The sequence below is a fragment of the Halothece sp. PCC 7418 genome, assembly GCF_000317635.1.
Taxonomy (GTDB): domain Bacteria; phylum Cyanobacteriota; class Cyanobacteriia; order Cyanobacteriales; family Rubidibacteraceae; genus Halothece.
This window is the reverse complement of record NC_019779.1, coordinates 2323323-2339225: the sequence shown is the minus strand read 5'-3', so window position 1 is coordinate 2339225 and position 15903 is coordinate 2323323. Positions and strand designations below refer to the sequence as shown.

Annotated in this window: 10 protein-coding genes and 1 pseudogene; 8 read left to right on the top strand and 3 right to left on the bottom strand. The window is 42.1% G+C overall.

Annotated features, from left to right (window positions below):
• The first annotated feature begins 54 nt into the window (after positions 1 to 54).
• From PCC7418_RS10480 to alr, 5 genes and pseudogenes are all read left to right on the top strand, one after another.
• Positions 55 to 5970: pseudogene (locus PCC7418_RS10480) on the top strand (DNA-directed RNA polymerase subunit beta').
• A gap of 122 nt (positions 5971 to 6092) precedes the next feature.
• Positions 6093 to 7700, top strand: a complete 1608-nt coding sequence (locus PCC7418_RS10475; RefSeq protein ID WP_015226152.1) for an Hsp70 family protein — start codon at positions 6093 to 6095, stop codon at positions 7698 to 7700.
• A 58-nt stretch (positions 7701 to 7758) separates the two neighbouring features.
• Positions 7759 to 9123 carry an ATP/GTP-binding protein gene (locus PCC7418_RS10470; protein WP_015226151.1) on the top strand — a complete coding sequence of 455 codons (1365 nt, stop codon included), beginning with the start codon at positions 7759 to 7761 and terminating at the stop codon, positions 9121 to 9123.
• A 30-nt stretch (positions 9124 to 9153) separates the two neighbouring features.
• Positions 9154 to 9771: an RloB family protein gene (locus PCC7418_RS10465; protein WP_015226150.1), complete on the top strand. Its 618-nt coding sequence runs from the start codon at positions 9154 to 9156 to the stop codon at positions 9769 to 9771.
• Between the two features lie 168 nt (positions 9772 to 9939).
• A complete protein-coding gene (alr, locus tag PCC7418_RS10460) occupies positions 9940 to 11103 on the top strand; it encodes an alanine racemase (protein WP_015226149.1) in 1164 nt (387 codons plus the stop codon).
• Between the two features lie 53 nt (positions 11104 to 11156).
• Here alr and PCC7418_RS10455 read toward each other — a convergent pair whose 3' ends face one another.
• Entirely contained in the window at positions 11157 to 11447 is a 291-nt protein-coding gene (locus tag PCC7418_RS10455) for a hypothetical protein (protein ID WP_015226148.1), read from the bottom strand.
• Positions 11448 to 12003: 556 nt separating this feature from the next.
• Between PCC7418_RS10455 and PCC7418_RS10450 the strand changes: the two genes are divergently transcribed.
• Positions 12004 to 12291 (top strand): hypothetical protein, encoded by a 288-nt coding sequence (locus tag PCC7418_RS10450; protein WP_015226147.1) that lies wholly within the window; start codon positions 12004 to 12006, stop codon positions 12289 to 12291.
• Between the two features lie 66 nt (positions 12292 to 12357).
• Here the strand turns inward: PCC7418_RS10450 and PCC7418_RS10445 are convergent, their stop codons facing one another.
• On the bottom strand, positions 12358 to 13107 hold the full coding sequence (locus PCC7418_RS10445) for a DUF554 domain-containing protein (protein WP_015226146.1): 750 nt from the start codon (positions 13105 to 13107) through the stop codon (positions 12358 to 12360).
• 239 nt (positions 13108 to 13346) lie between these two features.
• Between PCC7418_RS10445 and PCC7418_RS10440 the strand changes: the two genes are divergently transcribed.
• Entirely contained in the window at positions 13347 to 13916 is a 570-nt protein-coding gene (locus tag PCC7418_RS10440; RefSeq protein ID WP_015226145.1) for a Uma2 family endonuclease, read from the top strand.
• Positions 13917 to 14072: 156 nt separating this feature from the next.
• Here PCC7418_RS10440 and hisA read toward each other — a convergent pair whose 3' ends face one another.
• Positions 14073 to 14846 carry a 1-(5-phosphoribosyl)-5-[(5-phosphoribosylamino)methylideneamino]imidazole-4-carboxamide isomerase gene (gene hisA / locus PCC7418_RS10435; protein WP_015226144.1) on the bottom strand — a complete coding sequence of 258 codons (774 nt, stop codon included), beginning with the start codon at positions 14844 to 14846 and terminating at the stop codon, positions 14073 to 14075.
• A gap of 133 nt (positions 14847 to 14979) precedes the next feature.
• Here hisA and PCC7418_RS10430 point away from each other — a divergent pair, with 133 nt between their 5' ends.
• Complete coding sequence (locus PCC7418_RS10430) at positions 14980 to 15897, top strand: metallophosphoesterase (protein ID WP_015226143.1); 918 nt, start codon at positions 14980 to 14982, stop codon at positions 15895 to 15897.
• Positions 15898 to 15903: the final 6 nt, after the last annotated feature.

The window sequence follows — 15903 nt, the reverse complement described above, 5'->3', positions numbered from 1 at the left end:
AATAATGTAGAGGCGTTCCATGGAACGTCTCCCCAGTGACCTAATGACAAAATCATGACACAATCGAAACAACCTGAGCAACAGTTTGATTACGTTAAAATTAGCATCGCTTCCCCTGACCGCATCCGAGATTGGGGAGAGCGTAATTTACCGAATGGTCAAGTAGTTGGAGAAGTAACCAAACCTGAAACCATTAACTATCGGACTCTCAAACCAGAAATGGATGGGCTATTTTGTGAGCGGATTTTTGGCCCTGCTAAAGACTGGGAATGCCACTGCGGGAAATATAAGCGTGTGCGTCATCGTGGCATTGTTTGCGAACGTTGCGGTGTGGAAGTCACCGAATCCCGAGTGCGCCGTCATCGCATGGGGTATATTAAACTGGCAGCAGCAGTGACTCATGTTTGGTATTTGAAGGGGATTCCCAGCTATTTGAGTATCCTTTTAGATATGCCCTTGCGCGATGTGGAGCAGATTGTTTACTTTAACTCCTATGTTGTTCTGGAAGCGGGGAATGCAGGGAATCTGGAATATAAACAACTCCTCACCGAAGAACAGTGGCTAGAAATTGAAGACCAACTGTTTGCTGAAGACAGCGAGTTGATGGGGGTTGAAGTGGGTATTGGCGCTGAAGCAATCCAACGTCTGCTGCAAGACCTCAACTTAGAAGAAGAAGCAGAAACCTTACGGGAAGAAATTGCTAACGCCAAAGGGCAAAAACGCGCCAAACTGATTAAACGGTTACGGGTGATTGACCACTTTATCGCCACTGGGTCTTCTCCAGAATGGATGATCCTGAGCTATATTCCCGTGATTCCGCCCGATTTGCGACCGATGGTGCAATTGGATGGGGGACGGTTTGCCACCTCTGACTTAAATGACTTGTACCGACGGGTGATTAATCGGAATAATCGTCTCGCTCGTTTACAAGAAATTCTTGCCCCAGAAATTATCGTCCGTAACGAAAAACGGATGCTGCAAGAGGCGGTAGATGCGCTGATTGATAATGGTCGTCGGGGGCGTACTGTTGTCGGTGCAAATAACCGTCCCTTAAAATCTCTTTCGGACATTATTGAAGGGAAGCAAGGTCGTTTTCGGCAAAACCTCCTCGGAAAACGGGTGGATTATTCTGGACGTTCGGTAATTGTTGTTGGTCCTAACCTAAAAATTTATCAGTGTGGCTTACCACGAGAGATGGCGATCGAGCTATTCCAGCCCTTTGTCATTCACCGCCTGATTCGCAACGGTGTGGTCAATAACATCAAATCGGCCAAGAAAAGTATTCAACGCAACGACCCTGCGGTTTGGGATGTTTTAGAAGAAGTGATTGCGGGTCACCCTGTAATGCTCAACCGTGCACCGACGCTGCACCGTTTAGGGATTCAAGCCTTTGAACCGATTTTAGTGGAAGGACGTGCGATCCAGTTGCACCCGTTAGTTTGTCCTGCGTTTAACGCCGACTTTGACGGTGACCAAATGGCGGTTCACGTTCCTCTCTCTCTCGAATCTCAATCGGAAGCGCGGTTGTTGATGTTAGCCAGCCATAATATCTTATCCCCAGCAACGGGAAAACCCATTGTCGCGCCTTCCCAAGATATGGTTTTGGGGTGTTATTATCTCACGGCTGACAATCCCACCGTTGAACCTCAAGATAAACGGTATTACGCCAGTTTAGAAGATGCCTTGCGAGCCTATGAACAGGGTTACTTAAAACTCCATGCTTATATCTGGGTGCGGTTTGAGGGTGAAGTCAAAGATCCCACAGAAGCCGAACCCGTAGAAGAAGAAAAGCGTGACGATGGTAGCGTGATTAAACTCTATCCCAATCGACGGGTGAAAGAAAATGCTGCAGGTGAAATGATTAGCCAATATGTCCGCACCACTCCAGGTCGCATTATTTATAACAAAACGATTCAGGATGCTTTGTTGGGTAGCACATTGATTAATGCTTAGTCATCAGTCATGGGAAAACAAACCACAAATGACGAAGAACAAACCAGAAAGGACAAAGGACAAATGACAAAGGACAAACCCCAAAAAATCTTCTGGAACCAAGTTGTTGATAAAAAGCAACTGAAAAAACTAATCCATTGGGCTTTCATTAATTATGGAAGTGCTAGCTGTTCGACAATGGCGGATGAACTCAAAAACATGGGATTCCGTTACGCCACTCAAGCTGGGGTTTCCATCAGTGTGGAAGATTTACAAGTGCCTCCCAGTAAACGAGAAATGCTGGAATCGGCAGAAAATACGATCGCGGATACGGAAGAACGCTATCGCATCGGCAAAATTACAGAAGTAGAACGTTTCCAAAAAGTAATTGACACTTGGAATGTTACCTCCGAAGCGCTGAAAGATGAAGTAGTCCGCAATTTCCAAGCCACAGACCCCCTGAACTCCGTCTATATGATGTCGCAATCGGGGGCAAGAGGGAATTTGTCTCAGGTGCGCCAGCTTGTGGGAATGCGGGGTTTGATGGCAGATCCGCAAGGGGAAATTATTGACCTCCCGATTAAAACCAATTTCCGAGAAGGTTTAACGGTTACTGAATATATTATTTCCTCTTATGGCGCACGGAAAGGTTTAGTGGATACCGCCCTCCGCACTGCTGACTCGGGGTATTTAACTCGTCGTCTAGTCGATGTTTCCCAAGATGTAATTGTACGGGAAGAAGACTGTGGCACTGAACGGGGGATTACCTTAACTAGCATGACGGATGGGGAACGAACCTTGATTCCCCTTTCCGATCGCTTGTTTGGTCGTACTCTCGCCGAAGATGTGGTTGATCCTGAAACGGGGGAAGTGATTGTTTCTGGTCGAGAATATGTTGATCACAACGGAAAACCCACTCAAGAACCCGTTAAAGACTCAGCAACGGGTGAGTACAAAACGACAGCAAGACACATTGATGAGCCGTTAGCAGAAAAAATTGCAGCAGCAGTTAAAGAAGTGAAAGTGCGCTCTCCCTTGACCTGTGAAGCAGCGCGATCGGTTTGTCAGTGTTGCTATGGCTGGAGTTTGGCTCATGGTCGTCCCGTGGATAAAGGGGAAGCTGTGGGGATTATTGCAGCACAATCCATTGGTGAACCTGGAACGCAGTTAACCATGCGGACGTTCCACACGGGAGGGGTTTTCACGGGCGATATTGCCCAACAAGTTACCTCTCCAGGGGAAGGAACAGTGGTTATTCCTAAAAAACTACGGACTCGCAAAGTGCGGACTCGTCACGGTGAAGAGCGCGAACAAGTGGAAGTTTCTGGGGAAATCTCTGTGAAGTTAGCAGAGGGAGACGAACAAACAATTCCTGTCACTCCTGGTTCTCTGCTTATGGTCAATAATGGCGAAACGGTACAAGCGGGACAACTGATTGTAGAAGTGGCCACGCCCAAAAAACGCTCGACCGAAAAAGCAACCAAAGACGTTTCTTCGGACTTAGCAGGGGAAGTTGAATTCCAAGACTTGATTCCTGAGGAAAAAACCGACCGTCAGGGGAACATGACTCGAACCGCGCAACGAGGTGGCTTACTCTGGGTCCTGTCGGGAGAAGTGTATAACTTATTGCCAGGTGCAGAACCAGTGGTCAAAAACGGTTCTCAAGTGCAACCAGGAGATATCCTTGCGGAAACAAAACTCGTCACCAGTAAAGGAGGCGTGGTTCGTCTGGGTACTGGCAAACGAGAAATTGAAATCATCACCGCTTCTGTCCAACTGGATCAAGCCCAAATTCGTCGTTCCAGCATTGGTAGTGGTGAACAGTATGTGATTCATTCTGCAAATAACCAGCGCTTTGCCCTTAAAACCACTCCTGGTAGCAAAGTCCGACATGGGGAAGTCATCGCGGAATTAATGGATGATACCTATCACACGGAAACAGGTGGTATTGTCAAATATGCGGGTGTTGAAGTGGAAAAACGGGGTAAAGCGAAAAATGGTTATGAAGTGACCCAAGGCGGAACGCTACTCTGGATTCCGGAAGAATGCCATGAAATTAATAAAGACATTGGCTTGCTCCGTGTGGAAGATGGGGAATATGTCGAAGCGGGTGCTGAGATTGTCGAAAATATGTACTGTCAATCTTCCGGTGTTGTAGAAGTGGTGCAGAAAAATGACATCTTACGAGAAATTGTCATCAAATCGGGAGAGATTCATCTCAGCGATCAAGAACCCACCTGTGGCAATGAGCAGTTGGTACACCCAGGAGAAGAAATTATCCCTGGCTTAACGGCGGATGAGTTACGTTATGTGCAATATGTAGAAACGCCAGAAGGAAATGCAATTCTCCAGCGTCCCGTGGTTGAATATACCATTCCTGATCAACCGGATATTCCTTCCCAAACTTCGATTAATGAGTCGGGAGATGTACAAATTGAACTCCGAGCCTCCCAGCGTCTGTTCTATAAAGATGGGGAACGGGTGAAGTCGGTCAATGGCTTGGAATTGATGCGGACTCAACTGGTGCTGAACATTGAGGATGAAGACACAACCGAGAATAAAGACACTTTACCGATTAGTGTCGATATTGAATTACTGGAACGGGAAGAGGAAGAAGAGACCTATGTTTTGCAAATGGTGATCTTAGAATCTCTTGCCATTCGTCGGGAAAATGAGGGAGATGCTTTCAGTGGTAGTCCGCAAACACGGATTTTAGTGGAAGATGGACAAGAAATTCCCTCGGGTGAAGTTGTTGCTCGCACAGAAATTCAGTGCCGAGAAGCAGGAGAAGTTCGTGGGATTCGGGAAGGTGCAGAAGCCATTCGTCGGATTCTAGTGGTGCGAGAAGCAGACAAAACCACAATTCCGATTACGGAAGCCCCGCAAGTGGAGGAAGGGGATTTAGTGGTTGCTAATCATCCTCTTGCTGGAGATGTGGTCGCTCCTGAATCGGGTAAAGTCATTGCGGTCAGAGATGAGGCCATTGTTTTACGGAATGCTCGCCCCTATCGTGTGTCTAACGGTGCGGTACTCCATGTGGAAAATGGCAGTCTTGTCCAACGGGGTGATAACCTTGTCCTTTTGATTTACGAACGGTCGAAAACAGGGGATATTGTGCAAGGGTTACCACGGATTGAAGAACTCTTAGAAGCACGAAAACCCCGAGAAGCCTGCGTTCTAGCCCGTCGTTCGGGGACAGCGCAAGTGGAATACAAAGATGATGAAACCGTGGATGTGAAAATCATTGAAGCGGATGGGGTGATTAGCGATTATCCCATTAGTACGGGACAAAATATGCTCGTCACCGATGGACAATGGGTGGATGTGGGAACCCCCCTCACCGATGGCCCAGCGAATCCTCATGAGATTCTAGAAGTCTTCTTTGATTACTATCTGGAAGAAAAAGGAATGTACGAAGCTGCCTTACTCAGTTTGCAAAAAGTACAACAGTTCCTTGTGGATGAAGTACAAGGGGTTTATCAGTCACAAGGAATTGATATTTCTGATAAGCATATTGAAGTCATTGTCCGTCAGATGACCTCGAAAGTAAAAGTCGAAGATGGTGGTGATACGATTCGCTTACCAGGAGAACTTGCTGATTTGCGGGAAGTCCATAAGGATAATGAAACCATGTATATCATTGGGGGCGCACCTGTGGAGTACAAACCGAATCTCTTAGGAATCACTAAAGCCTCCCTGAATACAGATAGCTTCATTAGTGCAGCAAGTTTCCAAGAAACCACCCGTGTTTTAACTGAGGCTGCGATTGAAGGGAAGTCTGATTGGCTGCGAGGCTTGAAAGAAAATGTGATTATTGGACGGTTGATTCCTGCAGGAACAGGCTTTAGTGTCCATGAGGAATCCTTAGGACGCTCTGTGATTGAGGAAGAACCGAATCCGGCTCAAAATATGATTTTCCAGTCTGATGTGCCGGAGACTCAAAGTAATAGTAATGGTGGTCTGGTCGATGACCAAACAGCACGCAATTATCAACTATCTGATGAGGAGTTTTCTGATGTGGTTGATGATGAAGACTAATACGATCACCTCTCAGAGAAAATAACAGACGGTTTAGGGTGGGCATTGCCTGCCCTAAAGTTTTTTGAACTGTGTTAGGCTTATAGTTTGGTAGCCTTGGCAAACGTAAAACTGCTCGGACAATGACGGAAAGCGCAAACTACGCGATTGATTTTGGAACGAGTAACACGGTGATTACTCGTTGGAATGCAACGACAGAACAAGCAGAAGTGGTTCCCCTTTCAGGAATTTCTCAACAGTTACCGCATAATCCGCCGTTGATTCCGAGTTTGCTGTATGTGGAAGATGCAAGCCAAGAACAAGTTGTGGTCGGTCAAGCGGTGCGCGATCGCGCTCTCGATATCAAATCCGATCCCCGTTTCTTTCGAGGCTTTAAGCGGGGAATTGCAGCACCCGTTCAAGGGTTTCTCCCTGAGTTAGATGGAAAAACGGTTGATTTTGAACAGGCGGGGGAGTGGTTTTTAGAAGGTTTAACCCAACAGCTACAACAAGAAGCTAACACAGAAATCGAGTCACTGGTGTTAACGGTTCCCGTGGATAGTTTTGAAGCCTATCGCAACTGGTTAACGCAAGTTTGTACCCATCTCAACGCCCAACAAGTGCGCTTGCTGGATGAACCAACCGCAGCAGCGTTAGGCTATGGAACGACGCAAGATGATGTTTTATTGGTCATTGATTTTGGTGGCGGAACCGTTGATTTTTCCTTGGTTCAACTTAATCTCGGAGAAGAAGGGAAACAGCCTTTGGGCTTTATTTTGAAGTGGGGAGAAAAGCTACTAGGGGAAACGTCTTCTCAGAAGGTGAAAACCGCGCGAGTGTATGGGAAAGCGGGGGCGAACTTAGGCGGTGGCGATATTGATGATTGGTTGGTGGATTATTTTGCAAAAACCCAAGGAATTGAAAAGTCAGCGTTAATCACACGGTTGGCGGAACGATTGAAGGTGCAGTTATCGTCGCAAGAAGCAGCGGAAGAAGTCTATTTTGATGAGACGACCTTAGACACCCTGGAATTAAAATTAGAGCGCGATCGCTTTGAGGAAATTTTACGGGAGAATCAGTTTTTTGAGCAACTGGATGATTTGATGACCCAAGTGTTGCAACAAGGGCGACGCAATGGGATTGAAACCGAGGAAATTCAGTCTGTGTTGCTGGTGGGGGGAACTGTGCAAATTCCTGCATTGCAACAATGGTTAGAACAGTATTTTGACCCCAGTAAAATTAAATGTGACCGTCCCTTCAGCGCGATCGCGTCAGGCGCGTTACAATTAGCCCAAGGTTTTCAACTGCAAGATTTTCTCTATCACAGCTACGGCGTGCGCTACTGGAATTATCGGGAAAATAAACACAGTTGGCATCCGATTATTAAAGCGGGACAACCCTATCCCATGACAACCCCTATAGAATTAACGTTGGGGGCTTCCGTGGAAAATCAACCCAGTATTGAACTGATTATCGGGGAATTGGGGTCAGAAAATAGCGGGCGGACGGAAGTTTATTTTGATGGGAATCGTCTGGTGACTCGTACGTTAGAGGATTCGGAAACCAGTGTCATTCCCTTAAATGAAGATGCAAAAACGATCGCGAATCTAAATCCTGCGGGAAGTCCAGGGCGCGATCGCGTTAAAATTCAATTTTGGGTCGATCAGCAGCGATCGTTACGTATTACCGTTGAAGATTTACTCACCGAACAAGTTTTACTTAAAGAAAGAGTTGTGACAGAATTAAGTTAATTAGCCATGCCATACCTCTGCATTTAAGAAAGGCTTTTGATTTAATAATTCACCAATTATGTTAATTCGCTTTCGCGCAGAAAATTTATATTCATTCAAAGAGGAAATAGAATTTAGTATGATTCCCTCGCCAGAAAGGAATCATGCTCATCATATTTTTCCAAAGAAAAAGAAGAATGATATTAGATTAAATCGCTTTGCTACCATATATGGGGCGAATGCTGGGGGAAAATCGAACTTAGTAAAAGTTATTAAATTTGCTCAAGATATGGTTTTAGAAGGAGTCAAACCAAAAGCGATGATTCCTATTCAACGTTTTCGTTTAAGCCAAGATTGTCTTAACTTTCCTGCTAAATTTGCAATTGAATTTAAAGTAGGAAAGCAAATGTATGAGTATGGATTTGAACTTGACTCACGCTTTATTTATAAAGAATGGTTAATTAACTTTACACGTCATTCAGAACATCAATTATTTGAGCGCACTACAGATTCTAATGGTAAAGCAAAGTTAAACTTTGGTTCATTCTTTAAAAAACTTGATAAAAAAGCACAACTACTGCTTGAAGTCTTCGGAGAAGGAACACTACCAAATCAACTTTTTCTAAATCAAAGTATTGAACAAAACATTAGTTATTTTCAACCTGCTTATGAGTGGTTTCGTAGAGTTCTTACTATTATTGAGCCAATGGAACCATATATTCCTGTAGAACTTCAAATGGATCAGCATGAGACATTTCAAGATTTTCTTGGTAAAATTTTACGCGATGCTGATACTGGTATTACATCAATCGAAACTGAAGAAATTAGTCTTGATGATTCCAATGATTTTCCTGAAGATGCAGAAGAATTAATTAAAGAAAGATTATCAGATGCAGATGGTTTTTTTGTAAAAGCACCAAAATTTAGATTTGCAGCAATCAAAAAAGATGAGCAAATTCATATTCTAAAACTAGTACCTATTCACACCATTTCTAATCAAAGAGAAAAAGTATCATTTGAGTTTTACGAAGAATCTGATGGAACTCAGAGATTAATAGATTTATCTCCTATTTTATATGAATTGTTATTATCAGGAGAAGATGACGAACGTGTTTTTATCGTCGATGAGTTTGATCGTAGTTTACATCCTCAACTCTCTCGTATGATAGTTGAACTGCATCTTGATGAAATTAATTCAACTCGTCCTAGTCAACTAATTGTTACAACTCATCAAACTAGCATTCTTGACTTAGATTTATTACGTCGAGACGAAATTTGGTTTGTAGAGAAAAAGCCAGAAACAGGTTCAACAGACCTTTACTCTTTATATGATTTCCAACCTTCTCAAAGTAAAAATATACGGAAAGATTATCTTTACGGAAGATATGGAGCAATTCCTTTCTTAGGAAACATTCGTGCTTTACAATTACCAGTTAAGAAATAATCTTAAGTGATAGTCAGTTATTAAAGTTAAATGGCTAAGCAACAAAGACCTTTTACAAGAAAATCTAAAAAACGAAAAATAAATAAAGTTTACCTAATTGCAACAGAAGGTGAGAAAACAGAAGAGATATATTTCAACATCTTTAAAAATCCAGAATATAGAAAAAATGTTCAAATCAAAATACTACGAACAAAAAAAGGGGATTCTTCTCCACAAGCTGTTCTGAAACGTCTTCAAAATGAAGCAAATAAAAAGAATCTTGATCCGAAGTTAGGAGATGAGTTGTGGGTTGTTATAGATCATGATGCAATTCATCCAGATGGGCATACTAAGGAACAACTTCAAGAAATTATTGATCAGTGTAATAAAAGAGAAAACTATTTTTGTGCAATTAGCAATCCTTCCTTTGAACTCTGGCTCCTTCTACATCAGGAAACTCCTAAAACACCTCCTCAGACTAAATTGTGTGAAAAAGAGTTAACTAAGTTATTGGAAAAAGAATATGATAAAGGCAATTATGACGTGAGTAAGTTAAAACCCCACATTCAAGACGCAATCAATCATGCAAAAAAGTTAGATATTAATGAACTTCCAACTCAAACAGGTACTGGAGTCTATAGATTAGTAGAGAAACTCATTGAAAATTAAATATGCAAGAAACTTTAACCAGTATCTAGAAATACTGAAACTGTTCACTCTTTCCTTTTATGAGAAGGCTGTGTTAGCAAGATTGTCTCAAGAACAAGTTGTTATGCCGTGAAGTTGGTAAAGTTATAACAATATTGGATTGTCGGTTTGGTGAGTGAGGAGTGATTCATGGTCTTAAGTCAAAATGGTGTTGAGGTGTACTCTCAGTCATCCTTAAACACCGATCGCGCATGGGTCGAAATTAATGAAAATGCCTTATCCCATAATGTGAAAGCGATCAAACAATTGTTATCCCCAGACACCCGCTTGATGGCGGTGGTGAAAGCAGATGCGTATGGTCATGGTGCGGTAAAAGTGGCAAAAACCGTGATTGCAGCAGGGGGTGATGCGTTTGCCGTGGCAACCTTACAAGAAGGAATTGATCTCCGTCTTGCCGAAATTACAGCACCGATTCTTGTTTTAGGGGCGATTAATACGGTAGAAGAGATTCAAGCCCTCAGTCGTTGGTATTTAGAACCGACCTTGTGTTCCCCGCAACAAGGGCGTTTTTTCGCGGAAACCTTACGGGAGATGGGAAAAACCTTACCCGTCCATTTAAAGTTAGATACAGGAATGTCTCGTCTAGGGGTGTTGTGGGAAGATGCAGTTGCTTTTGTCTCTGAGATTCAAGCGTATCCAGAATTAGAAATTAAAAGTGTTTATTCTCATTTAGCCACAGCCGATGAAAAAGACGATACCTTCATGCGGTTGCAGCAAAACCGATTTGATAGCGCGATCGCGCAACTGAAAACCATTAACTTCACCCCTCCCTGTCTCCATCTCGCCAACTCCGCTGCAACCCTACGAGATGCTAATTTTCATTATGATTTAGTCCGTGTCGGTTTAGCCCTTTATGGCTTGTCTCCTTCTCCCGAATTAGCGGGAATTACCCCGCTCAAACCCGCTTTACAAGTAAAAGCTCGGATTACCCAAATTAAAGACCTTCCTGCAGGTGCTGGAGTCAGCTACGGACATCAATTTGTCACAGATCGCCCCTGTCGCATTGCGGTTGTGGGAATTGGTTATGCCGATGGGGTTCCCCGTAATCTTTCTAACCGTTTACAAGTGCTTTTAAAAGGAAAAAAAGTCTCTCAAATTGGCGCAATTACCATGGATCAATTAATGCTAGATGTAACCGATTGCGAAAACGTTCAAGCTGGAGATCTAGTAACATTAATTGGAGAAGAAAGAAACCAAACAATTACAGCCGATGATTGGGCGCAAGCGTTAGGGACTATTTCTTGGGAAATTTTATGTGGTTTTAAACATCGTCTTCCTCGGATTATTACTTAGTGTTCTGTCAAGGTTGAAATGATGGATTGAGGTGGGAGACAGAGCAGATAAGATTAACGTTCAATTTTAGCTCGCTTAACAACCATTTTCCAATGAGGATAAGCATGAGCCACTTCATTGAACATGGGAATATTTCCTAAAGGAGACATTGCATATTTTCTTCCCAACGAACTCCCACTATCCCACCAAAGTTGATAAATTGTACCATTCCAATGAGCTTTTCTGAGGTAGTGACACCAAAGCTGAGAGTTATTATTATGTTTCATAGTATATCCATTACAATAGACTAAAGCCTGATTACTTCCTTTTGAGTTTTGAATCAGTTTAATATTTGGTTTTTGCATAAAAATTCGGTTTCCTCTTTAAAAAAACTCTTTATGTTCTTCGTGTCTTTGTGGTTATTTAATTTGTATCTCTTGATAAGAGATCAAACCCAGATCAAAGGTAGGTTGGGTAGAGGATAGCGAAACCCAACACGGATTATAACCGATCCCCCAAACTTGACATAAACTAGCTCGACACATTAAAAAGATTTGCGCTCAATTCCATCAGATAAAGTACAACAGTTACACTTTGTAGGGTGGGCAATGCCCACCCCACGGTCTTTGTGGTTATCTAATTTGTATCAATTGATAAGAGATCAAACCCAGATCAAAGGTAGGTTGGGTAGAGGATAGCGAAACCCAACACGGATTATAACCGATCCCCCAAACTTGATAGAAACTAGCTCGACAAATTAAAAAAGATTTGCGCTCAATTCCATCAGATAAAGTACAACAGATTAAAGCTGCTATAGCAGATCTGGCTAATAATACTCGTCCATCAAGTTACACTTTGTAGGGTGGGCATTGCCCACCCTACGGTCTCTCATGTAGTCGGAAAGTAGGAATAGCAAAAACTATGATTAATCTTGCTTCAGAACAAATTAGAGAAAAGTTAGTAGAACTTTTAGAAGAAATTAAACCTGATTCTGAGCCAACCCTGATCCAACGTTCAGACCAAAACTCTTTATATTTAATCTCTGAGCAAGACTATCAGCTTTTTTTGAAATTAATTGAAGATGCTGAAGATCAGATTGATATCAAAGAAGGAGATTTCCGTTTAGACACGGTTGAAGATGATAATTATGTTGATTATGATGATTTTTTCGATAGTTTAGAGACCGCAAATGTCTCTATACGCGATTAAACTAGATCGACAGATCATCGCAGCGATATTTATAGAAATCTTTAATAAATCTTCTCTCTAAAACTTCTACTTGTAAGATAATAATTGAAGTAACCCGTAAAAAAGAGGTGCAATCAATAAAGCAGGCAAAAAAGCAGCCACTCTCACTTTTGCAATTTCCAATAAATTTAAGCCAATTCCGAGAATCATTAATCCCCCAATTCCCGTAATTAATAAAATTAAAGGATGATTCGCTGGATTATCTAAATTAGCAGCGAATAATCCAGCGAGTAACGAAATTCCCCCTTGATACACTAAAATCACGAGTACCGAAAAACCAACCCCAATTCCATAGCGACTCGCAAAAGGAATCGAAGAAATTCCATCCATAATTGCTTTCAAAAGCAATAATGTATTATCCCCTAATAAACCATTATTAATACTTCCCACTAAGGCAACGGGTCCCACACAAAATAAAATACTGGTTGCAACAAATCCTTCTGTAAACTGTCCCGAAGAACGAAACTGATATTTTAACCAATCCCCAATTCCATTTAATCTTTCTTCAATACACCACCATTCCCCTAACGCACCACCAATAATAATAGACATTAACCCTACAATCACTCCTGGAAAGTTTCCCACTTGAACTTGAGACAGTTCTCCCGCCATCGAAAACCCTAACCAAAGGGTTAGTAAACCAATTCCTTGGGGAATAATGGTCTTAATTTTTGCTGGAAGTTTTTGTTTTAGAGAAAGTCCGATAATAGTTCCAATAATAACGGTTAAGATATTAATCCAAGTGCCACTGGTTTTTAACCAAAAATCAATTAGCATAGTATATAGTAATGATCGGATTAGTCAAGTACATTCTTAATTTTTGTTCTTGGTTCTTGGTTCTTGGTTCTTGGTTCTTTGTTATCTAGAACAGCAGTAGCAGTGGTCAGTAATGACTTATAAAGGTAGGGATATACTGTGGGAAGCATAACATCTACTGAGTTGCTTGGTAAGAATTAGAGAACGCATTCCTTAATTCCGATCATCTGTAGAAATAGTGAAGAATTTGAGATGCAATTATGGTGACTCAATTAACGCAAAACGTTTATACCCCCCAAGAATATTTAGAGTGGGAATCAGACGCTCAGATTCGCCACGAATTTATTAATGGAGAAATTATCCCCATGGCTGGAGGAACAACTCGACATAATTTGATTACAGGTAATATTTATATTACTTTAAGGTTAGGACTGAAAGGCAAAAATGCACCTGTTTACATGGAAAATGTGCGTTTATGGATTCCAGCCAGCGAGGTTTTCACTTATCCTGATTTAATGATTCTTGACGGTGACCCCATTTATTATGAAAATACTCAAACGACTGTAACCAATCCTGTGGTGATTATTGAAGTTTTATCTGAGTCAACACGAGATTATGATCAAGGGCGAAAATTTGGTTTTTATCGCAGTTTAGAAATGCTTCAAGACTATGTATTAGTGGATCAGAAAAAATGTTTGGTGATGCTTTATCAACGAGGAAATGAGAAGCAATGGAATTTACAGATTTTGGAAGAATTGACAGAAGAAATCCCATTAGAATCACTGGGAACTAAAATCACCCTCGCTGACATTTATGAAGGAATTTTTTAAGCCATTTACTCCCTTCTCAAACTATAGCAATCCTAAATCAGTTATACCCCCCAGCAATCCCCCTTTAATTCCCCCGTTAGGTAAGGGGGTGGGGGGGATCGTAATGTTGAGCTAGTTTTTACAAATGAGATCATATTGCTATAAGGGAAAAAAGCATTAAGCAAATGTGGGAAAATCGCCATTTGGAGGAACATCTTGTAACCGCCCATTTCCAACCGCTTGTACCGCTTCTCTCAAATCAATTTTATTCGCATAAAGGGCGCGTCCTAAAATTGCACCGGTTACGCCAATGGGTTCAAGTGAGAGTAAACTGAGTAAATCTGTAATTGAACTCATTCCTCCTGAAGCAATCACAGGAATCGACACATTTTCCGCTAAATCTCGCAATGCTTCTAAATTCGGACCTGTTAGCGTTCCATCGCGGTGAATATCTGTGTAGATAATCGCTGCTGCGCCCTGATTTGCCATTTGTTGCGCTAAGTCTTTCGCCCTGATTTCTGAAGTCTCTAACCAGCCACGGGTTGCTACTTTTCCGTTACGGGCATCAATGCCAATGGTGATCTGTTGGGGAAATTCTTGACAGAGGGCTTGTACGAGTTCGGGTTGTTCAACGGCAATGGTTCCTACAATGGCATTACTTACCCCTAATGATAACAGTTCAGCAATACTCGCGCGATCGCGCAATCCTCCCCCGACTTGCACAGGAACAGAAACCGTTTCTACAATTTCAGCAATGGTGCTTTGATTCATCGGTTTTCCCGCTTTTGCCCCATCTAAATCCACTAGATGCAAACGAGTTGCCCCTTGTTCCTCCCACTGCTTTGCCATTTCTACAGCGCGATCGCTGAAGACCTCCACTTGATTATAATCGCCCTGATAGAGACGAACACATTTTCCCTCTAATAAATCAATTGCTGGAATAATATCCATATTTTCGTTCGTGGTTATTTGTTCTTAATTAGCCACTGCTGCTCTGTTTACTTTTTAAAGTTAAACCTTCTCTACTCTCTCGACAAGCCTTTCTCTGCATTAAAATCGAAACAGCAAACCAACAAACTCACTTATGAAACGACGTGAACTGCTTACCCTGTTGGGAATAACTGGTATTGGTGGGATCATCGCCACTCAACTTTCTAGCTTCGATCAAGCGAACGCCCAAGGAAGTGCAGATTTATTGGGTAATCCTGAATTAAGTCTTCCCGAAGGCGAACCGAGGTTACGTTTTGTCTCCCTGGCTGATACGGGAACAGGGAATAATGGACAATATGCAGTGGCAAAAGCAATGACAAAATTTTATCGTCGTTCTCCGTTCCCCCTTGCTATTTTAGCCGGAGATAATATCTATAATAATGGCGAAATGGAGAAAATACAAACCGTTTTTGAGCGTCCGTATCAGCCTCTTTTACAACAAGGGGTTAAATTTTATGCCTGTTTAGGGAATCATGATATTCGCACCAAAAATGGGACGCAACAATTGGAATATCCTTATTTTAATATGCAGGATAGATACTACACTTTCAAGCGCTCAATTGTCCAATTTTTTGCCTTAGATACCAATCGCAATGCAGACTGGGATCAGCAACTGGAATGGTTAGATGAACAGCTAAGTCAGTCTAGCGCACCTTGGAAAATTGTCTTTGGACATCATAATATTTATTCTTCTGGGGTTTATGGGACAAATCAGCGTTTAGTGTCGCAACTGACTCCATTATTTAAACACTATAATGTTCAACTTTATATTAATGGTCACGAACATCATTATGAACGAACCCAACCCATTAATGGCACAACTTATTTAACCTGTGGTGCAGGGGCAAAATTACGTCCTGTGGGAGAATCAGATTGGACAGATTATGCTACCAGTCAACTGAGTTTTGCTAGTTATGATGTCTATGCGGACCAAATGGCAATCCGTGGGATTAATAAAGATGGCAAAATGATTGATCGCGCCATTATTTCTAGGAAGACCAATTCTGATTAAATAGGA